The sequence below is a fragment of the Methylomusa anaerophila genome (assembly GCF_003966895.1).
In the GTDB taxonomy this organism is placed as follows: Bacteria; Bacillota; Negativicutes; order Sporomusales; family Sporomusaceae; genus Methylomusa; species Methylomusa anaerophila.
The window spans coordinates 2,988,412-3,010,675 of record NZ_AP018449.1; the positions used below are offsets into that span (position 1 = coordinate 2,988,412).

The 22,264-nt window shown below is 45.8% G+C and carries 18 protein-coding genes and 1 CRISPR repeat array; of the genes, 14 read left to right on the forward strand and 4 right to left on the reverse strand.

Annotated elements, in window-relative coordinates:
* The first annotated feature begins 58 nt into the window (after positions 1-58).
* Positions 59-1,762, forward strand: coding sequence for a ShlB/FhaC/HecB family hemolysin secretion/activation protein (locus tag MAMMFC1_RS13435; RefSeq protein WP_126308991.1), 1,704 nt, complete (start codon positions 59-61; stop codon positions 1,760-1,762).
* Between the two features lie 75 nt (positions 1,763-1,837).
* Here the strand turns inward: MAMMFC1_RS13435 and MAMMFC1_RS13440 are convergent, their stop codons facing one another.
* Positions 1,838-3,043, reverse strand: a complete 1,206-nt coding sequence (locus MAMMFC1_RS13440) for a class I SAM-dependent methyltransferase (protein ID WP_126308992.1) — start codon at positions 3,041-3,043, stop codon at positions 1,838-1,840.
* Between the two features lie 498 nt (positions 3,044-3,541).
* Here MAMMFC1_RS13440 and MAMMFC1_RS13445 point away from each other — a divergent pair, with 498 nt between their 5' ends.
* The 3 genes from MAMMFC1_RS13445 to MAMMFC1_RS13455 all read left to right on the forward strand — a co-directional run bounded on the left by MAMMFC1_RS13445 (position 3,542) and on the right by MAMMFC1_RS13455 (position 7,255).
* Complete coding sequence (locus tag MAMMFC1_RS13445) at positions 3,542-4,477, forward strand: sugar phosphate isomerase/epimerase family protein (RefSeq protein WP_158618770.1); 936 nt, start codon at positions 3,542-3,544, stop codon at positions 4,475-4,477.
* A gap of 317 nt (positions 4,478-4,794) precedes the next feature.
* A complete protein-coding gene (gene cooS / locus MAMMFC1_RS13450) occupies positions 4,795-6,732 on the forward strand; it encodes an anaerobic carbon-monoxide dehydrogenase catalytic subunit (RefSeq protein WP_232035455.1) in 1,938 nt (645 codons plus the stop codon).
* A gap of 13 nt (positions 6,733-6,745) precedes the next feature.
* Positions 6,746-7,255 carry a 4Fe-4S dicluster domain-containing protein gene (locus tag MAMMFC1_RS13455; protein ID WP_126308994.1) on the forward strand — a complete coding sequence of 170 codons (510 nt, stop codon included), beginning with the start codon at positions 6,746-6,748 and terminating at the stop codon, positions 7,253-7,255.
* An 86-nt stretch (positions 7,256-7,341) separates the two neighbouring features.
* On the opposite strand, the gene MAMMFC1_RS13460 is transcribed toward MAMMFC1_RS13455, so the two are convergent.
* The 3 genes from MAMMFC1_RS13460 to MAMMFC1_RS13470 are packed head-to-tail and all read right to left on the reverse strand — an operon-like array spanning position 7,342 to position 10,393.
* Positions 7,342-8,097 carry a 4Fe-4S dicluster domain-containing protein gene (locus tag MAMMFC1_RS13460; RefSeq protein WP_126308995.1) on the reverse strand — a complete coding sequence of 252 codons (756 nt, stop codon included), beginning with the start codon at positions 8,095-8,097 and terminating at the stop codon, positions 7,342-7,344.
* A 12-nt stretch (positions 8,098-8,109) separates the two neighbouring features.
* A complete protein-coding gene (locus tag MAMMFC1_RS13465; protein ID WP_126308996.1) occupies positions 8,110-9,912 on the reverse strand; it encodes an NADH-quinone oxidoreductase subunit NuoF in 1,803 nt (600 codons plus the stop codon).
* Complete coding sequence (locus tag MAMMFC1_RS13470) at positions 9,899-10,393, reverse strand: NADH-quinone oxidoreductase subunit NuoE family protein (RefSeq protein ID WP_126308997.1); 495 nt, start codon at positions 10,391-10,393, stop codon at positions 9,899-9,901. Before MAMMFC1_RS13470 ends, MAMMFC1_RS13465 begins: the two co-directional genes overlap by 14 nt.
* Positions 10,394-10,651: 258 nt before the next feature.
* Between MAMMFC1_RS13470 and MAMMFC1_RS21535 the strand changes: the two genes are divergently transcribed.
* The 10 genes from MAMMFC1_RS21535 to MAMMFC1_RS13520 all read left to right on the forward strand — a co-directional run bounded on the left by MAMMFC1_RS21535 (position 10,652) and on the right by MAMMFC1_RS13520 (position 22,262).
* On the forward strand, positions 10,652-10,813 hold the full coding sequence (locus MAMMFC1_RS21535; RefSeq protein WP_158618771.1) for a hypothetical protein: 162 nt from the start codon (positions 10,652-10,654) through the stop codon (positions 10,811-10,813).
* A 343-nt stretch (positions 10,814-11,156) separates the two neighbouring features.
* Positions 11,157-12,350 (forward strand): multidrug efflux MFS transporter, encoded by a 1,194-nt coding sequence (locus MAMMFC1_RS13480; protein ID WP_126308998.1) that lies wholly within the window; start codon positions 11,157-11,159, stop codon positions 12,348-12,350.
* A 135-nt stretch (positions 12,351-12,485) separates the two neighbouring features.
* A complete protein-coding gene (locus MAMMFC1_RS13485; protein WP_126308999.1) occupies positions 12,486-13,244 on the forward strand; it encodes a Fic family protein in 759 nt (252 codons plus the stop codon).
* Positions 13,245-13,465: 221 nt separating this feature from the next.
* Positions 13,466-13,846 (forward strand): hypothetical protein, encoded by a 381-nt coding sequence (locus MAMMFC1_RS13490; RefSeq protein ID WP_126309000.1) that lies wholly within the window; start codon positions 13,466-13,468, stop codon positions 13,844-13,846.
* Between the two features lie 251 nt (positions 13,847-14,097).
* Positions 14,098-14,527: direct repeats of the CRISPR family, unit length 30 nt; unit sequence GTTGTGAAAGCCGCTAAGCGGCATTGAAAC.
* Between the two features lie 958 nt (positions 14,528-15,485).
* Complete coding sequence (locus tag MAMMFC1_RS13495) at positions 15,486-16,481, forward strand: TIGR02710 family CRISPR-associated CARF protein (protein ID WP_126309001.1); 996 nt, start codon at positions 15,486-15,488, stop codon at positions 16,479-16,481.
* A complete protein-coding gene (locus MAMMFC1_RS22705) occupies positions 16,432-16,881 on the forward strand; it encodes a hypothetical protein (RefSeq protein WP_126309002.1) in 450 nt (149 codons plus the stop codon). Before MAMMFC1_RS13495 ends, MAMMFC1_RS22705 begins: the two co-directional genes overlap by 50 nt.
* A gap of 534 nt (positions 16,882-17,415) precedes the next feature.
* Positions 17,416-18,351 carry a type III-B CRISPR module RAMP protein Cmr1 gene (gene cmr1, locus MAMMFC1_RS13505; RefSeq protein ID WP_126309003.1) on the forward strand — a complete coding sequence of 312 codons (936 nt, stop codon included), beginning with the start codon at positions 17,416-17,418 and terminating at the stop codon, positions 18,349-18,351.
* Positions 18,348-20,042 carry a type III-B CRISPR-associated protein Cas10/Cmr2 gene (gene cas10 / locus MAMMFC1_RS13510; RefSeq protein ID WP_126309004.1) on the forward strand — a complete coding sequence of 565 codons (1,695 nt, stop codon included), beginning with the start codon at positions 18,348-18,350 and terminating at the stop codon, positions 20,040-20,042. The genes cmr1 and cas10 overlap by 4 nt, the downstream gene beginning before the upstream one ends.
* Position 20,043: 1 nt before the next feature.
* Positions 20,044-21,111, forward strand: a complete 1,068-nt coding sequence (cmr3, locus tag MAMMFC1_RS13515) for a type III-B CRISPR module-associated protein Cmr3 (RefSeq protein WP_126309005.1) — start codon at positions 20,044-20,046, stop codon at positions 21,109-21,111.
* Positions 21,111-22,262 carry a hypothetical protein gene (locus MAMMFC1_RS13520; RefSeq protein WP_126309006.1) on the forward strand — a complete coding sequence of 384 codons (1,152 nt, stop codon included), beginning with the start codon at positions 21,111-21,113 and terminating at the stop codon, positions 22,260-22,262. Before cmr3 ends, MAMMFC1_RS13520 begins: the two co-directional genes overlap by 1 nt.
* The last annotated feature ends 2 nt before the right edge of the window (positions 22,263-22,264 follow it).

A 22,264-nucleotide genomic window follows, 5' to 3' on the forward strand; every position in this document is an offset into this window, starting at 1 on the left:
GTGCGCGGCTTTTATATCCACAACCAATACGAAATAACGGAAGAAGAAGGTGACAGATATGCGGATCAAGCAGGTAGCAGTAGGTACACTCTTAAGCCTTTCTCTTACGGGTTGGGCAGTGCTTGCTGCCTTTGCTCAAGCGCCAGACGCGGGCAAGATCGGCCAAAGCGTCAAACAAGCCCCGCCTAACTTGCCCTTATCTCCGCCGGCTAAACTGGATATTTCACCAACCGAAGAACAAGTCTCCGATACTACAAGTGAAAACGAATTAACCGTGATAACTGTGCGAGGTTTTCATATTGCCGGCCAGACGGTTTATAGTGAGAAAGAACTGTTGGCTCTGGTTAAAGAGGCCGTTGGCCAGGAACTGACACTGCAAGACTTGCACAACGTAGCGGCGCGCATTACTAAATATTACCGGCGGCACGGCTATCTGGTTGCAGCAGCCTATATACCGGCGCAGGATGTTACCGATGGGATTGTCCGGATTGATATCAGGGAAGGCAGGTATGGAAAAATCCAATTCAGCGGCGACTTGCCTGTATCAGAGCAAACCATCAGGCGTGCTTTGGGAGTAAAGAGCGGTCAAATTATTGCCGAAAACGCTTTAGAGCGTGGTATGCTAAGCTTAAACGACATACCGGGCCTAACGGCGCGAGGAACATTAACCGTAGGCGACACAACCGGAACCTCGGACCTAATTATCAAGATTCAAAAAGCCAGGACAGTTAGCGGCAGTCTGACAGTTAATAATTTTGCTAACAGTTTTACAGGCAAAAATCAACTTAGTTTCAATACGAATTTTTATAACCTTAGCGGCAGCGGTGATCTTGCCGCAATTAGGGGCGATGCCACAGGCCCCGGACTAACGAACGGTAAAATATCATACACTGCGCCGGGCGGCATTCCCGGGCTTAGCTTTGGAGCGGCGTATGCCCGTATGCATTACAAATTGGGCGACGATTTCGCCAGCCTTGATGCCAGTGGTTACAGCACATCAACATTACTTTCGGCAAATTACGTTCTTAACCGGTCGCGGGATCACAACCTGTACGCCCAGATTGGCTATGAGGGCAAACGATTACAGGACAAAGTTAATGCAAGCGGGACGGTTACGGACAAAAAGGCTGATACAATCACAATAAGCATTACCGGCGACAGCCAGGACAAATTCGCCGGTGGCGGCATTAGCAGCTATTCACTTGCACATACTTGGGGAAACCTTGATATTATGTCTGCCGATGCCAAAACTAATGATGATATAACCGCCCAAACATCAGGCAGATTCGAAAAAACCACCCTAAATATCATACGACTTCAACGCATCGCCGACCGGGTGTCTTTATATAGCTGTCTTACCGGTCAGCTAGCCGGCAAAAACCTGGAATCCTCCGAGAAAATTATCCTGGGCGGGGCGAATGGAGTAAGAGCGTATCCACAGGGCGAAGCATCCGGTGACGAAGGGTATTTAGCAACATGTGAACTCCGCTATCTTCTCCCGCTACCCCAAGACAAGACCGGTATTTTTCAACTCATTGGGTTTTATGACACCGGTAAAGTTACTTTGAATAAGAACCTTTGGCCTGGTTATAGTGGAGTAAATAGCCGTACTCTCGCTGGCGCCGGCGTGGGTTTGCAATATGTAAAACCCGGCCATTATTTCCTCCGGGTTGATTATGCGAAAAAGATAGGTCGCGGGGAGGCTCAATCCGATACAGATAAGAACGGCAGGCTTTGGGTTCAAATGATCAACTATTTTTAAGCCGGTGTTGGGGGGAGAAAAAAGTTATTGGGCCATGCATTCGCATGGCCTAATTGTTCTTATATTTTACGTATTTTAGGCATAAATGTGAGCAAGAGTCAGCGGTAGCTCATTGTTTAATCCTTTGGAGAAAAGCAGTTGATGTATATCCAGGCCTGTTGCCCGGAAGGCGGCGGCAGATCCCTTCAAATAGAGTCCCCACATCCGGACGAACCGGTTGTCGAATTTCGCCTGAATGTCATCCAGGTGTTGAGAAAAGTTCGTATACCAGTGGTCGAGAGTCATGGCATAATGCATACGCAGGCTTTCGGCGTGGAGCAGATGGAAATCATGTTCCGGCAGCTGCCATATGGTCTCCCGCAGGGACGGCACGTAGCCGCCGGGGAATATATATGTTTTCATCCAGGTATTTTCGGGTTTGTCTTCGGTGGTTTCGGTGATAGTGTGGAGCAGCGATAAGCCGCCGGGCACCAGTAAACGGTTTATTTTATTTAGATATTTCGGTATATTTTCTTTGCCAACATGTTCGAACATGCCGACACTGACTATTTTATCGAAGCGATATTTCTCTTCATCAAGATCAAGATAATTTATAAGTTGTACGTCCACTTTATCAGTTAGGCCCAGGGCGGCAATACGTTCCCGCGTTGCCCGGTACTGCTCCTCGCTCAATGTTATACCCAAAGCTTTGGCGTTGTAGGTTTGCGCCGCCTTGATAATCAGCCAGCCCCAGCCACTGCCGATATCCAATATTGTTTCACCGGGCTGAATGTTTATTTTTTTTAGGATGTGATCTATTTTTTGCAGTTGAGCCTGGTACAAGGAGTCGGTGGGATGCTTGAAGTAGGCGCAGGAATAGCTCATGGTTTCATCCAGCCATAAAGCGAAAAAATCATTGCCGAGGTCATAGTGATGCTGAATATTGCGCCTGGCCTGATCTCTGTTATCCGTACCGACAATTGCTTTCAAAGCCTTGGTGACTATTGTTCCCCCTGAAAAAACCGACTGGTTATTCGCCAGTAACAGCAGTATGTCTTCCAAAGGGCCTTCATAGTCCAGCACTCCGTCCATGTACGCTTCACCCAGAGACAAAACTGGATCATCGAAACGGAGAGTTGAAGCGGGACATTGGTTAAAAAGCAGTTTTACCCTGGGGGCGGTGTCGCCGTAGTCCGACTCTTCGCCATCCCAATACCGGACTCTAAGACCGCCGCGCCGAATTTTTCCGAACAGTGCCTTGATGATTTGCTTTTGCAAAAACGGTAGTTCACCAATTTTCATATCTGTCACCACCTAGCCTGTTTTTATATTATTATTATCTTCCTCCTCAGGAAATCTTTTGTCAACAGTCGGTTGGGGGCACGCAAAGGGGCAAGAATTCGCATCTCTTCGATATTCCATCGTAATGATGCAATAATCTATATTTTGTCGCAATTTTGAATTATTTCGGCGGCAGGCGCCGGTACAAGTTTTAGCCGATATAACTCACCTGGAGGAACAGTTATATTGATCAGGTGGATTTTCTATAATTGTAAGATTAACATAGATTTAATTAATGCTTAACATACCGGTCGCGATATATGGTCCATAATTGAATTATACAAGGTTATTTTTTGCTAATGCCGCCTGCTTGTTGAGGCGGCATACGTATTTATAGTCCGTTATCGCGGGGATGTTGCCCCAATAAGCGTTGCTTGGCAGGAGGCGGGGAGAGAGGCTATATGAACCGCGGAATGCAAAGGTATGGCAGAGGTGCTGCCTAACGGAAAGGAGAATATTATGCGTGTTAAGGGAATCGCCATTAACGCCGATGCCGGAATGCTGGACGGTAATCTGGAGGTTTTAAACAGGGAATTACAATATTTCCGCGATTTGGGTTTTTCTCACGTGGAAATCGCGCCGCATGGGGTTGGGGTAATTTATAACGGAATCATTAACAGGACCAGAATGGCAGAATTGCTCCAAATACTGTGGCAATATCCTTTCCGGTATGTGGTACACGCACCCAATGCCATGAATCTCATGAATATGGATGATGGGGTGACCGAACGAAATTTGTTTGAAGCCACAATTGAGTTCACGACCACAATCGGTGCAGCGGTAATGGTTTATCATGCCGGCCGTTTTTTACCGGAAGAGAAATTTATGCTGACCGGCCAAGAAATCTTAACTCCTTTAAAACGGGCGGCAATGTGGGAGCGGGAGAAAACGATGCTGTACGAGTTGGGTGATATTGCCGCTGAACACGGGCTGACGATTGCCGTGGAAAACACCCGGCCGTATTTGGAGGCCAGACACTACTGTTATGGGGAAACGCTCGATCAGCTGGCGGCAATGATGCGGCAGATCGATCATCCGCAGGTGGGTGTCGCCCTTGATGCCGGGCATGCCTATCTGACTGCTTGCCATTATCAGTATGATTTGCTGGCCGGGGTTGAAGCCCTGGCGCCTTATGTCCGCCATATCCATTTGCACGATAATTTCGGAAAATGCTGCACATATTTTGCGAAAAAACAACAATATGAACTGACGGCAACCGGCCGGGGCGATATGCATATGCCAATCGGCTGGGGAGCCGTACCGGTCCGGGAAATATTGACCCGGTTACCGAATTATCACGGTGTGGTCACGCTGGAAATACACCCCCGTTACCGGGCATACTACGGGGAAGCGTTGCGCAATACGCAGGAACTGCTGGAATGCATAACAGATTAAAAAAGCAGAAATTCATAAAATGCCAGTCGCAGTGCCGCTCTATTGCCGAGCGGCACATGTATTATCTAAGACGTCCATACTGAAAAAAATCTGGTGTGCCGGTAAAGGAATGTTTCTAATTACGTCGAACTACAAGACTAATGAAAAATGCTGTCGAACACTCCGGCGCAACGGCGGTTAATAGATATGTATCTTTCTTTAGCGGTTAACCGGGAGGCGAATGCTGCCAGGCCGATGCGCCGCCGGGTTATAGTCCCTGATATTGGGCTATAGCCGATAGCGTCTTACTATATGATATAGGAGGAGAGAGGAAGACAATGGAAGCTATGAAAGCAAAAAAAGCTGTGAAAGCAACGGATTGTGCAGTTGGTGAAATGCTTGAAGTCGCCCGGAAACAGGGAATTGAAACTGTTTGGGACAGATATGCCAGACAAATACCCCAATGCGGGTTCGGCGACAGCGGACTGTGTTGCCGTAATTGTACTCAGGGTCCATGCCGTATTGATCCTTTTGGCGATGGTCCTGCTGCCGGCGTCTGCGGCATCACGGCCGACTCCATGGTGGCGCGTAATCTGATAAGGGCTATTGCCGCCGGGGCGGCCAGCCATTCCGGTCATGCCAAGCATCTGGCCCACGTTCTGAAGAAAGTGGCGGCAGGGAAGCTTACAGACTATAGTGTGAAAGACGAAAATAAGCTGAGGGCTGTAGCCACCCGCTTAGGCATACCTACGGAAGGAAAGTCGGTTCAAGAACTTGCCGCCGCTGTAGCCAGTGCGGCCCTGGAAGAATTTTCCGAACGGGAGGAACCGCTGGCGTGGGCCGCTACTACTCTTACTTCTTCCCAAGTTGAGAAACTGGGGGGACTTGGCGTTCTACCCGCAGGGATAGACAGCGCCATTTCGGAAATATTGCAACGTACCACCCTGGGGGTGGATGCCGATCCGGTCAACCTTTTGCTGGGCGGGGTGAAGGGGGCTGTTGCCGACTTTGCCGGCTGTCACCTGGGAACGGATCTGGCCGATATCCTGTTTGGCACGCCAACTCCCGTCTTTTCTGAGGCTAATATGGGCGTGTTGAAAGAAAATGCCGTTAATATTGCTCTTCACGGCCACAATCCGGTTGTTTCCGAACTTATTGTGGTTGCCGCCCGACAGGAAGACATTCTGGCCCAAGCCAAGTCCGCCGGGGCGGAAGGAATAAACCTGGTGGGAATATGCTGTACCGGCAACGAAGTCTTAATGCGTCAGGGTGTAGCGCCGCTTACTCATTCTCTGTCCCAGGAGATGCCGATCCTGACCGGCGCCCTTGATGCCATAGTCGTCGATTACCAGTGCGTGTATCCTTCGTTAGCCAACATTGCCGACTGTTATGGCACCAAGTTAATTACCACCATGGATATAGCTAAAATCCCCGGCGCCGTGCATATGGCGATCGAGGAAGAGCGCGGACTGGAACAAGCGAAGGAAATTATCAAATTGGCTGTAGAACGGTTCAAGGCCCGCAAGGGTGCGCCAACCTGTATTCCCCAGGTAAAACAAAAAGTAATTGCCGGGTTTTCCACCGAGGCAATTATCGGCGCTTTAAGCAAGCTAAATGCGGCCGATCCCTTGAAACCGCTGATCGATAATATTGTTAACGGCAATATTCAGGGCGTGGTGTTATTCGCCGGCTGCAACAACGTAAAAGTTCCCCAGGATGCTAACTTTATCGCTATCGTCAAGGAACTGGCCAAACGGGACGTTTTGATGCTGGCTACCGGCTGCGGCGCGGGCGCTTTGGCCCGCCATGGTTTGCTTACGTCAGAAGCAACGATGGAGTATGCCGGCCCCGGTCTGAAAGCAGTGTTTACAGCCATTGGCGAGGCTAACGGTCTTGGCGGCCCGCTGCCTCTTGTTTTGCATGTGGGCTCCTGTGTTGACAATTCCCGCCCGGTGGATATTGCCGTAGCCCTGGCCAATAAACTGGGCGTGGATGTCAATCAACTGCCGGTAGCGGCCAGCGCGCCGGAGTTCAAAGCGGAAAAAGCGGTAGCAATCGGAACTTGGGCCGTAACTCTCGGTTTGCCTACCCACCTGGGTTTAGTGCCGCCGGTTCTCGGCAGTAAATTGGTCACCCGGGTTCTTACCCAGGATATTAAAGATATAACCGGCGGTTACTTCTTAGTTGAGACCGACCCGCTGCTGGCGGCTGAAAAGATCTTCGACGCGCTGCAGGAACGCCGTCAAAAATTAAATATCGGCACTCGCCGCTGGTAAGGGGGGACTAGCCATGCAAAAAGAAATCCTCATCCGTCCTGAACGTTGTATGGGCTGTCATTCCTGCGAAATAGCCTGCACCGTGGCCCATTCCCCGACTAAAACGCTGGTTGGCGCGCTGCTGACCGATAAGCCGCCCCGCAAACAGATTTACGTCGAGCAAGTTGACGGCTTTAAAGCACCCATTGCCTGTCGCCATTGTGAGGATGCTCCTTGTGTGGATATCTGCATGACTCACTCGCTGCACCGCACTCCGGACGGCAGGGTTACCAACAGTGATCGCTTGAGCAAGTGCCTGGGCTGCTGGATGTGCATCATGGCCTGTCCGTTCGGCGTCATTCGCAAGGACGGCGACGAGCGCCGGGCGGTAAAATGCGACCGGGAATGTCTTGATGAAACGGATAGTCCCGCCTGTGTCCGGGCCTGTCCCACCGGCGCGCTGGTATATGCCACCGTCGCCGATTTCGCGGCGGTCAAACGCCGCAGTCAAGTTCCCCTGCTCACCGCCGCCGGCAAAGAGTAATGTTAAAGGAGCCTCCGTTAAGAACGGAGGCTCCTTTAAGTTATCTGCATTGCCCGGCGGCAATATAGGTTAAGTACAAATGCGGCTTATGAGTTGGCGGCATAGAGGTTTTTGAATTTTTCACAAACCAGGGCTGTCTTGCAATCTTCACACAGCCGCAATGTATCTTCGTCAGCCAGGCCCAGCTTGGTATTGATATATTCAAGTTGTTCACGGGTTGCGAAGTATTTGCCGCATTCTTCGCATTTTATAAGTTCGAAATTTTTATTCCAAATTGTCCTGCTTTTTCCCGCTGCCACTATTTTGATTGCACCGGTGGGGCATACTTGGGCGCAAGCGCCGCAGCCGATGCACGACAGGGACGGTTCGTCATAAGGGGTGGAAACCTTCTTGGTAATTCCCCTGCTTACTGTGGATATGGCGGCTAAGCCGACTGTTTCACAGGCTTTGACGCACAAACCGCACAGGATGCATTGCTCGCCGGGGTCGGAGGCGAATCTTTGCACCGGGGAAACGGAATATTCGGCGATAAGTTTGTTCAAGTGCTCGTTAGCCGGTACTCTTGCCGCCAGCAGCATAAGGATGGTTTTGCGCATATTCAGTATCTTGGGTGAATTGGTAATAACTTCAATTTCTTTGGTAACCGGATAAACGCAAGCCGTGACAACTTTATTCCGCCCATTCTCGACTATATCCACAATGCATAGCCGGCAGCTTGCCTGACCGGGCAGGGCATCGTTATGACACAGGGTAGGGATATGAATATCGTTGCGCTTGGCAATAGCGAGAATAAATTCTCCATATTCCGCTTGGCAGATTTTGCCGTCGATTGTTATGTTCACCTAACCAGCCTCCTATCCGACTTGGACTGCATCAAACTTGCAGGAATCAATGCAGTTGCCGCACTTAATGCACAGCTTCATATCTAAGGTATGGGGAGTTTTCAGTTGACCGCTGATTGCGCCGGCGGGACAGTTTTTGGCGCACAGGCCGCAACCGATGCAGGAACTCTGGTTGATATAATAAGCGGTTAGATCCTTGCAAATTCCGGCAGGACATCTTTTGTCAACAATATGCGCCAGATATTCATCTTTAAAATGTTCGATGGTTGAGACAACCGGATTGGGGGCGCTCTTGCCCAGACCGCATAAAGCCGCCTCGCCGGTCATGGCGCAAATTTCTTCCAAAAGTTCGATGTCGCCCGGCCGGCCTTCTCCCCGGCATATATCATTCAAAATTTCGCGCATCCGGGTTAAGCCTTCGCGGCAGGGGACGCATTTGCCGCAGGATTCCTCGGCGAGAAAATTGACATAGTAACGGGCCACATCAACCATACAGGTTCTTTCATCCATAACGATCATCCCGCCGGAACCCATCATGGAACCGGCTGCGGTGAGGGTATCGAAGTCAACCCTCAAATCCAGAAGACTCTCGGGGATACAACCGCCTGACGGCCCGCCGCTTTGAACCGCTTTAAACTTCTTGTTGCCGATAACGCCGCCGCCGATGTCAAATATCAAATGGCGCAGGGTAACGCCCATCGGCACTTCAACCAAGCCGGTATTTTTAACTTTGCCGACCAGTGAAAAAACTTTGGTGCCGGTACTGTTTTCGGTCCCAATAGATTGGAAGGCTTGACTGCCGTTGCTAAGGATGAGCGGGATGTTGGCCCAGGTTTCAACATTGTTAAGCACTGTCGGCTGCCCCCACAGGCCTTTTTCCACTGAACGCACATACTTGGCCCGGGGTTCGCCCACGTTGCCCTCGATTGAAGCCATGAGAGCGGTTGATTCACCGCACACGAAAGCGCCGCCGCCTCTTACAATGTGCAGGTCGAAGTTGAAGCCGCTGCCGAGAATATTCCGGCCGAGAAAGCCGCGTCCTTTGGCTTTTTCAATGGCCAGGGCCATGTTTCTGATTGCCAGTGAATATTCATCCCGGATATAGATATAGCCTGTTTCCGCTTTAATGGCATAGCCGCCTATCAGCATACCTTCAATTACCGTGTGAGGATCGCCCTCCATAATGCTTCGGTCCATAAACGCGCCCGGGTCGCCTTCATCGCCGTTGCAAACCGCATACTTGGGAAAACTGTCGTAACTTGCGCACTGCTGCCATTTTTGCCCGGTAGGGAACCCGGCTCCGCCCCGGCCCCTTAATCCGGATGCTTTCACTTCCGCGATTACCGCCAGCGGCGTCATTTCCAAAAGAGCTTTTTTCAATCCTTGATAGCCGTCGCGGGCGATATAATCGTCGATATTTGCCGGGTCAATTTCCCCAATATTTCTTAACGCCAGTTTCATTTGCTGCTTGTAAAACTCATTATCTTTTTGCGATTTTACCCTTTTGCCGGTAGTAATATTTAAGTATAACAGTCTGTCGATAACCTCATTGTTAAGAATGGATGCCGTAAAGATTTCTTCTACGTCCGCCGGTTGAACTTTATAATAGGAAACGTCGTCCGGCAAAATTTTAACAATGGGACCTTTTTCGCAGAATCCATTACAGCCGGTGGACTTTAGGACGGGTTCAACAGCAACAGCCAGCTTTGCCGCGAGGACTCTTTGCTTTAACCCTGTATAGATTTCAAGGCTGTTATTTGCCAAACAGCCTGTGCCGCAGCAAACCAGAACGGTCTTTTTTCTATTCGCGTCCACCGGTCAACCCCCCGTATTCACTTAAGATTTCTTTAACAGCGGCCGGCGTAACCTTTCCGTAGTAAGTTTCGTTAATAACCATAACGGGAGCAATGGCGCAGGCTCCAAGACAATTTACAGTTTCCAGGGAAAAACGGCCGTCATCGGTGGTTTCACCCGGTTTTATATGAATCAATTTTTCAATCTCATCGGCAATTACCATGGAGGAGCGGATATGACAGGCAGTGCCGTCACATATTTTGACGATGTGTTCGCCTTTGGGTTTCAGGCTTAGCGCTTTATAGAATGTGGACATACTGTACAGCTTGCTCAAAGGAGCGGCCAGATACTCGGACAATAAAGTCAAGGACTCCTTGGGGATATAACTGTATTCCCGCTGTATGTCCTGGAGTATTGCCAGGGTATAACGTTGTTCCCGGGGATATTTGCGCATAATCTCACGCGTGGCTGTAAAATCCGCTGAACTTTTGGCCGTGGACATATCTTCTCACCTTCTTTTCGTTGTCAAAACTATATTATACTTTTTTAGCCAAAATCCTTTTGCCAATTTGTGAAAAGACGTAATCATTTAATATATTAAACAGTTGAAGCCGCGCCATTTTTAATATTATGGACTTACTTTGCGGAAATTGCGGCGATAACCATTTTCTAAAGAATTTCTAAAATCCATCCGTTATGATAAAAGCTACAGCTATGCTAATTGCAAGCTGCCGCCATAACGGAGGAGGATGAGTTAAAAATGAGAAACAAACGCAAAGAAAAGGTTTCCGTCACTCCTACCGCCTTAAGTATGGTCCCTTTTCTTGGCCCGGCCGTAGTTGTGCGGAATGTAATCCTATGGGGATGTTTTTTGCCTTGGTGTTTATTAACCTTCGTTTCGGAAGCAAATAACCAGTGGTGAATTAATCAGCCTATTTGAAGCCGTATATGAGAAAAGAATCTTTATTGAAGATACTGTTACAGTTATTCATTTTTCGGAAATTACCGGGGAATAGCGGTATAATAAATATTTGCTGGTGGAAGAGGCCGGACCGCCTTAGTGGTCTGACCTCTTGTTTTTTTGCCGGTCCGCGCTGAATAGTTTTTGCCCTTGTTGCCGTGAGGGGAGAATCGTTTTTATAGGCGGGAGGTACAGGAGCAATTAAGGCAATCTTTACAAGTTATTATAGAATTTTAGAGTAATTTGCGTTATGATAGTAATGTTTTGGAATGGCCTTTCAAAAGAACAAGGGAAGGATGCCTGAATGGAAAACTGGAAAAGAAATTTAATGGTATGCTGGTTCGGAGTACTGGCCACATCGGCGGGACTAAGTCAGCTTACTCCGATCTTGCCGCTTTATATTGATCAACTTGGTATTCATAACTTCCAGGACATTGAACGGTGGTCCGGAATTGCCTATGGCATTACCTTTATATTTATGGCCGTTTTCTCGCCGCTTTGGGGGCAAGCCGCCGACAAGTACGGGCGAAAACCAATGCTGCTGCGCGCCAGCCTGGGCATGGCCGTTGTCTTGACCGCCATGGGTTTCGTGCAGAATATCTATCAGTTAGTAGGATTACGGTTGCTGCAGGGGACCATTGCGGGTTTCTATTCTGCCTCAATTACTTTAATTGCCACTCAGACACCCAGGGAGCATTCCGGCTGGGCGCTGGGAACATTATCAACCGGCGCGGTCGCCGGTATGCTGCTGGGTCCGTTATTGGGAGGATATTTAGCTGAAATAATGGGCATCCGCAGTGTTTTTTTCGCTATCGGGGCGTTGCTGCTGATAGCATTCGCGGCATCGCTGCTATTTGTACAGGAAGAATTTACCCCCCCACATAAAGAAGCGCTGAGTTTTAATAAAGTTTGGCAGCTTATTCCCAATCCTACAGTGATAGTAGCCATGTTTGTCACAACCCTGATCCTGCAATTAGCTCTTATGTCCATACAACCGATTATCACCGTCTATATTGCCCAGTTGTCGACGAATACAAGCCATGTCGCACTCGTTTCCGGCATGGTTTTTGCAGCGACCGGCTTGTCGAGTATATTGGCTGCCCCGGGATTGGGGAAACTTGCCGACAAGATCGGACCGCAAAAGGTGATGCTGGCGGCGCTTATTATGGCGGGAATTTCATTTATCCCCCAGGCCTTTGTCCAAAGCTCATGGGAATTGATGGGGCTTCGCTTTTTAACGGGAATAGCGACTGCCGGCCTGTTGCCCGCAATTAATTGCCTGGTGAAGAACTCCACGCCGGATGAGATTGCGGGTCTGGTCTTTGGGTATAACCAATGCGCCCAGTTTTTGGGTTCCTTTCTCGGTTCGGTCCTGGGGGGAGTCGTGGCGGCCACGTTTGGCATTCATTATGTATTTTTCTTTACCAGCGTCCTTTTACTGCTGAATGCGACGTGGGTTTACAAGACTGTATACAGTAGTAAGGCAGCTTGCAGTTGAAAGAGTTTTTGAATAATCTTAAATAACCTCTACACTGACCGTAATAGCGCTAATTATTTGTTAAATAACGAATATATGGTAAAATAAGGGTGATGAAATGTCCAAGATCCGAGAAAAAATTCGAGGAGAAAATTCATGGATGGGATAAACCAAACTTTAAAGAAAATAGATCACAACCAGATAAGCATAAACCAAAACCGACCCTTAGAACAGACGCAAGTAAAAAACCTTAAAAATTATTTCAAAATTGGCCTTACCTACGCCTCAAACGCATTGGAAGGCAACACTCTTACCGAGTCCGAAACCAAAGTTGTCATTGAGGAAGGCATCACTATTGGCGGCAAACCTCTCAAAGATCACTTAGAAGCAATCGGCCACGCCAGGGCGTTTGATTACCTTTGGGAGCTGGCTAAAAGCGCCGATATCACGGAGAATGACATTAAGGAACTGCACAAAATATGCTTTCAGCCTAAGGATGGCGCTGCGGCCGGACAATATCGGCAAGTAGATGTAATAATTACAGGCTCACACCATAATGACAAATTGTCCCGGCATGAGGACGTGCCTGCTCATATGCGCGATTTCGCAGCGCAATTGCCGGAAAAACGGGCGCGGTTGCATCCGGTCGTATATGCGGCCACGCTGCACAGGGATTTTATATATATTCACCCTTTTGAAGATGGCAACGGCCGTACAGCCCGCTTATTAATGAACCATGCCTTGCTGGCAACAGGCTATCCCCCGGTAATAATTTCACCGGCATTCAAACACGAATATATACAAGCACTTGAAAAAAGTCATTCAAACAGTCAAATGTTCACTCATTACATTGCAGAGCAAGTGCTGCAAGCGCAGCGCGATTACATTCGGTTGCTTCATTTGCCGCCAGTTTAATGGAGAAGCAGGAATCAGGGTAATAGCGGCGAAAAAAAAGATATATAGGGATACATTAAAGAATTAAAATTATATCCGGGTATTAGGAACGCTTCGCCGCTGTCGCTTAACCGCAGCTTATCCTAATACCCGGATGTCAATTCTTTAATGCGGCATAGGACATATGACATATATAGAAAGTAAAATATTGAGAAAATATCGGATAGAGTGAGGTTATAGCCATGAGTGAAGAGTTATTAACTAAAATCCTTGAAAAACTGGTGCGAATCGAAGCTTCAATGGCTACTAAACAAGAACTTGCCGAAGTAAAGACGGAACTTCAGGCTGATATTGGCAGAGTAGAAACGGAACTCAAGACCGGCATTGACAGAGTAGAGACGGAACTCAAAACCGACATTAACAGAGTAAAGACAGAACTTAAAGCCGACATTGCTGCGCTGGATGCCAAAATGGAAAAAGGCTTTGCCGATATAGTCGGTATGGTCAACTTGCTGGGCGAAAAGACCGAAGCTGTGCTGCGTATTGAGACTAAACTCAGTATACTGGCGGAACAGTCTTTGGATCATGAAACTGACATCCGGCTATTGAAGAAAGCCCGGTAATTTTCTCCTTTAAATCCGTCCCCAATATTTAGCTTTTGTCGTCGACCCATAATAGCGTAAAAAAGCCGGGAGGTCGACGACAAGCAAAAAATTGCTTTGGAATTAGGTGTTATTTAGGTTTACTGGTATTTGAATGATTTAGGTTTATTCTTATGAACTGGATAAGTTGATCTGCAGTCAAATTAATTTATCATACGTTTAAGCCTTGTTACTGCTGATGTTGTGAGGAGTTTTTGTTGTGTAATAAATGGGTTGTGAAAGCCGCTAAGCGGCATTGAAACCTTTCACAGCGGAACCAAAGGGAAACACGCCTTGCTGGGTTGTGAAAGCCGCTAAGCGGCATTGAAACTCGATTTCGCCTTCCTGGTCTTCAATAATTTGCTTGGGTTGTGAAAGCCGCTAAGCGGCATTGAAACTCACCTACTGTTTGACCAATTTCCGTAGGCGACGCGTTGTGAAAGCCGCTAAGCGGCATTGAAACGACAATTCTATAGGTGCCCAGCAAGATATTCTTGGTCAGTTGTGAAAGCCGCTAAGCGGCATTGAAACTCGGTTTCTTGAAGCATGCTCCGTGCCAGCCGATAAGTTGTGAAAGCCGCTAAGCGGCATTGAAACAAATTAGCCCGAAGGCTGTATTTAAGCACATTCCCTGTTGTGAAAGCCGCTAAGCGGCATTGAAACTTTGTAAGACAGATGATAATCTCTGTCTTCATAGGGGTTGTGAAAGCCGCGCTTTGTTGAAATTGAACGATTGGGAAAACACATTGCCAGCCAGACAGGAAGTCAGTTAGGTGATGGAAGCTGAAGGACCTCTGTCTTTGGACTGCTTTGCAATTATATTTTTTGCTACACCTTGAGAACAAAAGGACTTGGAACATTTGCTTTTCAAATGTGTAGTTGTTACGTTAATATCAATATAGAAATTAAAATTGCGTTAATAATTGTCAAACAATTTGAACTCGCATTTCACTATTGAGATCAGCGCAGAATAGAAATGCCCACTGAACCTTATACGGAAGGATTTTGTGGCAAAGCAAATGGGATATTGTAAAAGCATAATAAAGGAAGCCTTCTTCTGAGAAGCAAGGCTCGCAATAAATGATATATTGTTTTTAAGATTGTTTGCATGGCTGATCATGTGGGCGTGGAGTGTCATCAGCGGTTGTGGCGTGAAGACGGACCTGAAATGGCAGCCGATGTACCGATTTTGGCAAGAATCACGTAGCGGCGACATGCTTGATCCTGGTATAGAACCGGCAGCATAGGGAAGCGCCTTAACATAATATAAACTAAAACGGCCTAGAAGGAAAAGCCTTCTAGGTCGTTTTTGAGCTCAAGAAAAAATTTTCTTAGTAATCAAATACTGTAGGAATTGGATTGGTTTGGTAGAATATCAATATTTGTGTTATTTGGACTTGGGTAGTACAAGAGTGAAAGGTAATCATGATGATGTGTGTGAAACGCTAGGAAGTCGTTTAAAAAGCTAAGGGAAAAAAAGGAAGTGCTTGGGATGGGAAGATACATACAATCGGCGTATAATAATTTCGGCGATGTGGTGATACCGTTAAGGTCTTAAGCAAGATGTTAATAAGGAGCCTATTTGAGTTTTGGCTGGAATATTGTTTGAATAGGTGACAAGATGACTAAACGTAATAAGAATAAGGTGTTGTTCGTTACTGTCGGCGGTTCGCCAGAACCGGTGATTACAACAATACGCTATCATAAATCAGAGTATATAGTATTTTTTGCTAGTTCTGACGGTTTTCCGGTTAAAACCCCTGGAACTCACCGTCTGGTTGATGGAGAAGATAATCCTTGGGAAGTTAAACTTAAAAATGGGCAAATTGAGCGTCGACCATCAATCGTTGTTCACACGGGATTACGTCCGGATCAATATGAAAAAGTAAATATAACCAATGTGGACAGTATGGACTATTGTTATCGCACTATCTACAACAAAATACTGGATGTCATCTCTCTCTATCCAGATGCAGATTGGATTGCGGATTACACCGGCGGGACAAAAACCATGGGAGCCGCACTGGCGATTGCTGCTGTGGATTTAGGGGTAAAGTTAAACCTGGTAATAGGAGAGAGAATTAATACGGTAAAAGTAAAAGATGGGACGCAACGAACGGTTTTAACAAGTTGCAATACTGCTATTTGGAATCGTTATCTCAAACAAATCGAATCTTCTTTTACACAACGGGATTATGTTTCATGCCAGTCTTTGGTAGAAGGAGTCCGTGAAGAATTTAATATCGATTCAAAACAGGACCGGTTGCTTCAGGCTTTTCATAGCATGGCCCGGGGATTCCGGGCATGGGATACTTTTGACCATGCTGCAGCACTGGATATCTTGCGGCTATATGATCGGTATATCCCGCAGTATATGATGTTTTTAGATGATATCATTAAGTCCAAGGCAATCACTGACCTGACCAACCGAGAGCCTCGTTACGGTCTAAAAAGCATCGCCCCGGTCCATGACTTATTGCTGAATGCGCAGCGACGGTTTGAAGCCGGGCAGTATGATGACGGTATCGGACGAGTGAGTCTATCGGGCATTAGAACTCCTAGAGCAAATGTGCTTGGCTGCTTGTCCGCCTCAACCACTTTTTACTGGACATATTGATCTCTTGCTTTTACCAGAAAATCTTCGGGCGAATTATGATGAACCGATTAAGACGAAGCTTGGTGGAGATAAAATTCAAATCGGCCTTATGGAAGGGTATAAACTTCTAATCAATTTGGGTTTACCAAAAAATGCGGTAGAAGAACTTTCAAAAAAATTGAAGAGCCTGAATAACTACCTCATGATACGTAACTACTCAATTCTTGCTCATGGGTTTATTCCGGTAGAACGAGTTAAAGCTGATGAATTTTATCAATATGCCGTAGAAATAACTCAAATTATAGAGCGGGCGGAGAAATTGCGCAGCTATGTTGATTGTCCTCAGTTTCCCAGTTCACTACCGGAGAAACTTTATGCCGATATCGAAAACTGGGACAGCATCAGTAGTTTTAGTAAATAAGTAGCAACTCCAATAGGAGAAATAAAAGGTAATTACATAGGTTAAGTTGTCGCTTGAAATGATGGAAATTCAGTCTGGGTTAATTGATCGCCTAAAAGAGGAACCCAGACAAAAAAATAAAAAAATATTTGAAACCTTTTGGGTGAGTGCGAATAACATTGAAAATTGTAGATATACGACAAATCTTTTATAGTGCCCGCTGAGCTAGATCTATTTAGCTTCATGGGCATTTTTGATTTACTGTGAACTGAGTTGTTATTGTAGCTATTTATATATATTTATCGAAAAAAGGAGAAAAAAGAAGGAATTACCTAATTATGGATTGAAATAACATATATGAATTCGGTGGCAATTCAGAAAAAATTAAAATTAGATAGGGATTATGGAATAAACTTGGTGAGTGTGTTTGTAAAGGCTGAGACTTCTTATTTATCGGGTTGAGATTAATCTTTGCTTTTTTGCGGGAACGGCTAACAACAGTGACGTTGAGGCGGTACGCTATTATGAGTGGTTTGAAAATTCAGGAGGGATAGTGTGCAACGAATTTTAATTAATTGTAATGTATTAACACCTATGTTTATTACAGGTGTTGACGGACGTACTCCAGAACTTCGCCCGGCTTCACTGAAAGGGGTATTACGCTTCTGGTGGCGAGCTGTCCAACTAGAGGAAGAAACAAAAGAACTTTGTCAACGGGAAAGTTCACTCTTCGGAGGTGCTACACAGGAAACGGGTCGGAGTAAAATTTTTCTTCAGATTAGCTCGCCTTCAGGACTTAATACGAATCCCTACCCTCCGTTGCCTCATCATACGGGAAGAACAGGCTGTAAACCTTGTTTAGATAAAGATATTTACGAATGTAAAAAGAATTCTAAGATACCGGCCATAGATTTAAACCAAAACTTTTGTATTTTGTTAAAATATATTGATTTACCTGAATACTTTTCTACTGACCAGTTAATATCTTTATGTAAACTTATTGCTGCTTTGAGCGGTCTAGGGAAACGGAGCCGACGAGGATTTGGAAGTTTTACTGTAACGGCAATAGCTGGAATTCCTGTTTCTCCATTTATCACGATTGAAGATATTTACAAATGGTTACAGGACCTTGCGCCTGAGAAATACAAATTGGATAACGATATTATTCGGCTAACAGCAGAATGTTGGGCTAAGTATCCATTTATAGAAGAAATACAAATTGGTAGAGAATATGATTCAGTCGATAACCTAGCAAAAACAATAGGAATGGCCTCACATGACTGGGATAGTGATTATACCGGCTTTAACCGGAGGCAAGATCCGAATGACAGAAAGCAGAAACTTCAAAGAATGGCATCGCCGATACATGTTTCGATCATAAAAAGTCAACAGGGCTTCCGTCCGGTAATTACTTCTCTTCATACTGAATTTCCTCCTGGTTGGAAGTCCAATGACCCTATGAGTGAAGAGTTTAAGGGGGCTATTTTATGATTCAGTTCTTGTTCTTATTCACTATTACGCCAGTTCAATCATTCATCAGTCAAGCGCGCAAAACACAAGACTTATATGCGGGAAGTTATATATTGTCTCATTTGTGCCGTACGGGTGCCCGGTGGGTTGAACATCACCTTAAAGGCGAGATATTGTTTCCCGAGATTCATAACCAATCCATCCCCAACCGATTTCTGGCTGTTCTAACTGCGAGCAAGGAGGATTTACTCCGGATCGGCGGGGAGGTAGAGGAAGTAGTACGGCAAGAAATGCGAACCATTTCTGATAGTATTCTCAACTCGTTGTCTCTAGATAAACCGGCTGATTTTGATCGCCAGATTAATAGCTATTTTCAAATTTACTGGACATTTTATCCCTACAATGAGCCGCAGTATTGTCAATGCTTCGAACAAATCGAAAAATTACTGGGTTCAGTCAAGAATACAAAGAAATTTGAGCAGTTATCGCAGGAGTCAGGGCGTAAGTGCTCAATCACAGGGGAGCATAATGTTCAGTTTTACAGAGAAAAGGGTCAAGCATATATTCCGGCTGGCGCAGTTCAAGTTCCGGGTTCTTTGAGTCTAAAGTATCTCGGAAGGAAGGAAAGCCTTGGCGCAATTGCGTTTGTGAAAAGATGTGCTGACAAATATTTTACTTGCCCCAGTTCTCAATATGACAAAAAATTTCCGTCCACGGCTGCTATAGCTCTGATGGAGACGGAAAACCAATTAAAGAAAAAAAGACACGATGATATCCATATTTCGGAGCCTCATATGGTCTTTTCTCTGAGAAACAAGCAACCTTTTGATGATGATTGCACACCTGAAGCAAAAGTTCAGGCACAAAATTTGCTAAAACTGCTAGAAACAGAGAAAATCAATTTTTCGTCCTACTATGCTGTAATGCTTTATGACGGCGATAATATGGGGAAATGGCTGTCTGGAGAGTATCTGAATTCACAGGACGGTCAGCGTGAGTTTCATCGTTCTTTGAGCAGCCAACTTGGTATATTTGCGCTCAAAGCATCCCGGGAAATATTGATTGAGCCAAAGGGTAAGGCAGTATATGCCGGCGGGGATGACTTTTTAGGATTTATCAATATCACTCATATGCTACCAGTGCTGAAGGAGATGCGGAATAGTTTTGACCGTACTATTGATTTGTCTTGTTTTAGTGATGAACATTTAACTTTTTCCGCAGGAGTTGTTATCGCCCATATAAAAACACCCCTATCAGAAGTGTTAGCGTGGGTACGTAAAATGGAGCATGAAGCCAAAAGTATTGATATAAATAAAAATGCTATTGGGCTAGCTGTGTTAAAACATTCCGGAGAAATACATAAAACAGTACTTAAATGGCGTTATGATGAGCGGTGTACGGTAACCTTGCTTGCAACAGTTGTAAAAGCTTTGCAAGAAGAGAATATTTCAGAATCATTCATCAAGTCGATGGGTATTGAGTTTGGTCGCATTATGGATGATGACCAGCCCGTGATCGATGATAAATTAGTTAAGACCGAGGTGCGACGACTTATATACAGATCGGCGACAAGCAAGAAGAATAGCCAGTGGGATGATGCGAAGATCGACGAGTTCTGTGAAAATTTATATCAGTTATATCTTGATGGCGGGCGGCTTGAAAGATTTTTATCTTTTTTAAGCATTGCTCGGTTTCTGGCCAGGGAGGTTTAATATGATCATTGAGATAAGGGCTCTGGATACTCTGTTTTTCCGTGATGGCAAACCATTTACTATGGGGGCTGAGACATGGGCTAACGGTATATTTCCTCCTGCTCCGTCGGTATTGTATGGAGCATTGCGCTCAGCGTATTTTGCGCAGCACCCGGAAGCTCTTGCCAAGGTAAACTCTGCAGATGACCCAACTGCGGGACTTGTGATTAGGGGATACTACCTCAAAATTGGAGAATTTGTGCATTTTCTCCTGCCCGGGGACTGCGTTGTTTGGGATAAAGACGGCGCTAAGGTAGCTGGCACGATGGCCCTGCAGCCTAATGAGGAGTTATCTAGCTGTCCATTGCCATATATGTTGGCGCCAGCGGTGCAAAATCGCACAGAATCAATTGAAGACGGGTTGTTGGACGATCTTACATTTGAAGAATACTTAGACGGTTTTTCAACTCACTACTGTTTTAAAAAGATGCATGATTATGTACTGACAGAAGCGAAAATAGGCATTGCCAGGTCGTATGATACCAGGACTACTGAAGAATCGAGACTTTACCGCATAGGTATGAGGCGACTAGAATCTTCTCTTCGTAGGGGGAGAAAGACATCAGCAGTTTCTATGGTGATTGATTTCTCAGGCATGGATTTATTAAGAGAAGGTATTATCCGCCTTGGTGGGGAAGGTAAGGCTGCCCTATACCAAGAAACCACCCCATATTCTATTCCGAAAGTACTATTGCAGGGCAGGTTATTTAAACTATACCTTGCAACTCCGGCAATATTTGAAAATGGGTGGGTACCCGGCTGGATTGATTCTGTAACTATGACAGGGACATATAACGGTGTAAACATGAGGCTGATCTGTGCGGCTATTGGTAAATTCCATTCTCTTGGCGGTTGGGACATGGACAAGTGCAAGCCAAAACCTATGCGGCGGGCTGTACCAGCCGGAAGTGTTTACTATTTTGAAACAGAGACTACGCCAGACTTGGTGTTGGATGTATTTCATGGACAAAGCATATCGGATTATGATGCACCACAGGGTTTCGGTATTGCCTACGTGGGGGCAGTATAATGAAAAGAATCGTTACAACGGTAGGGGCATCCATATTTGAAAACTATAAACACCAACATCTGGATTTTGGGGATTTGTATGCGCGGGTACAACGTCCTCATACAGAATGGGAGGGGCTTAAGCCTCGAATTGAACGAATCAAGAAGGCAGTTCTTCCTTGGGCGCAAAACAATGACATTGCCTCAGCGGAAATCAGCAGTATTCTTAAAATTGAGCGGGAGCTTGGAGAAACAGCAGATATAATTTTTTTGGCTACCGATACTGTAGATTCTCGGTTAGCCGCCGAAATTATTTTTGAAGCGATGTTAGCTTGGCCTGGCGACAGAAACGTGGTTTTTAATCCAAAGGAGGATATTATAGCGGGATTACAGGTGGAAAATTGTAAAACCTTGGAGCGGGACGGATTACCCAATTTAATCGAGTGTCTCTACAAAATTATCCAGGAAACGTACTTTGAAAATACCGTTTTTAATATCACCGGGGGTTACAAAGCAATCATTCCATGTATGACAATTATGGCGCAAGTGAACAAAATACCTATATATTACACCTTTGAACGCACGAACGAATTGATCCGTATTCCGCAAGCGCCCATTGAAATTGATTACGGTATTTTCGAGAAATATAGTCACGTGCTCGGTGACTTGAAAAAGGGTATCGAAGAAGATTGGAAGCATTACTGCTACAAGCATAACATCGGGGAGGATATTAAAAACTGCGTATGGGAAGAAGAAGGTATGGCTGCGTTAAATTCCATTGGGCAGATATTCTGGCAAAGATATCAAAGTTTTATTTTTATTGAAGTTCCTAGGGGAGGAAAGTATTTTACCGAAAATGATCCAAATGTGAAACGTGAACTAAACCGGGCAATTCGTCAGATGTTTAGTGACATTAGCAACTTCAATTTTGAAATTCAGACACTCAGACACGATCAAATAAAGCACGTAGCTATTGAGGACACTTATGTATATAAAAGTACGAATCCTCCTTTTAGAATCCAATATAAAATAACTCCTGGCAAAAAGATACGGCTGATAAACTATTGTTATATTAATAGCGATCATGTCCATGACCGTTATGAAGCGTTGTTGCGTGAAGAATACAATATTTGGCGAAAAGCGGACTATACCGTAGTTTCATTTCCAAAATAATA

What these genes read in the sequence shown, in the direction of transcription:
- MAMMFC1_RS13520 (WP_126309006.1), top strand. Translation starts at nt 21,111, where the DNA reads ATGAAAAGAATCGTTACAACGGTAGGGGCATCCATATTTGAAAACTAT.
- MAMMFC1_RS13490 (WP_126309000.1), top strand. Translation starts at nt 13,466, where the DNA reads ATGAGTGAAGAGTTATTAACTAAAATCCTTGAAAAACTGGTGCGAATC.
- MAMMFC1_RS13455 (WP_126308994.1), top strand. Translation starts at nt 6,746, where the DNA reads ATGCAAAAAGAAATCCTCATCCGTCCTGAACGTTGTATGGGCTGTCAT.
- MAMMFC1_RS13480 (WP_126308998.1), top strand. Translation starts at nt 11,157, where the DNA reads ATGGAAAACTGGAAAAGAAATTTAATGGTATGCTGGTTCGGAGTACTG.
- cmr3 (WP_126309005.1), top strand. Translation starts at nt 20,044, where the DNA reads ATGATCATTGAGATAAGGGCTCTGGATACTCTGTTTTTCCGTGATGGC.
- MAMMFC1_RS13495 (WP_126309001.1), top strand. Translation starts at nt 15,486, where the DNA reads ATGACTAAACGTAATAAGAATAAGGTGTTGTTCGTTACTGTCGGCGGT.
- MAMMFC1_RS22705 (WP_126309002.1), top strand. Translation starts at nt 16,432, where the DNA reads ATGTGCTTGGCTGCTTGTCCGCCTCAACCACTTTTTACTGGACATATT.
- MAMMFC1_RS13440 (WP_126308992.1), bottom strand. Translation starts at nt 3,043, where the DNA reads ATGAAAATTGGTGAACTACCGTTTTTGCAAAAGCAAATCATCAAGGCA.
- MAMMFC1_RS13485 (WP_126308999.1), top strand. Translation starts at nt 12,486, where the DNA reads ATGGATGGGATAAACCAAACTTTAAAGAAAATAGATCACAACCAGATA.
- cooS (WP_232035455.1), top strand. Translation starts at nt 4,795, where the DNA reads ATGGAAGCTATGAAAGCAAAAAAAGCTGTGAAAGCAACGGATTGTGCA.
- cas10 (WP_126309004.1), top strand. Translation starts at nt 18,348, where the DNA reads ATGATTCAGTTCTTGTTCTTATTCACTATTACGCCAGTTCAATCATTC.
- MAMMFC1_RS13435 (WP_126308991.1), top strand. Translation starts at nt 59, where the DNA reads ATGCGGATCAAGCAGGTAGCAGTAGGTACACTCTTAAGCCTTTCTCTT.
- MAMMFC1_RS13470 (WP_126308997.1), bottom strand. Translation starts at nt 10,393, where the DNA reads ATGTCCACGGCCAAAAGTTCAGCGGATTTTACAGCCACGCGTGAGATT.
- MAMMFC1_RS13445 (WP_158618770.1), top strand. Translation starts at nt 3,542, where the DNA reads ATGCGTGTTAAGGGAATCGCCATTAACGCCGATGCCGGAATGCTGGAC.
- MAMMFC1_RS21535 (WP_158618771.1), top strand. Translation starts at nt 10,652, where the DNA reads ATGAGAAACAAACGCAAAGAAAAGGTTTCCGTCACTCCTACCGCCTTA.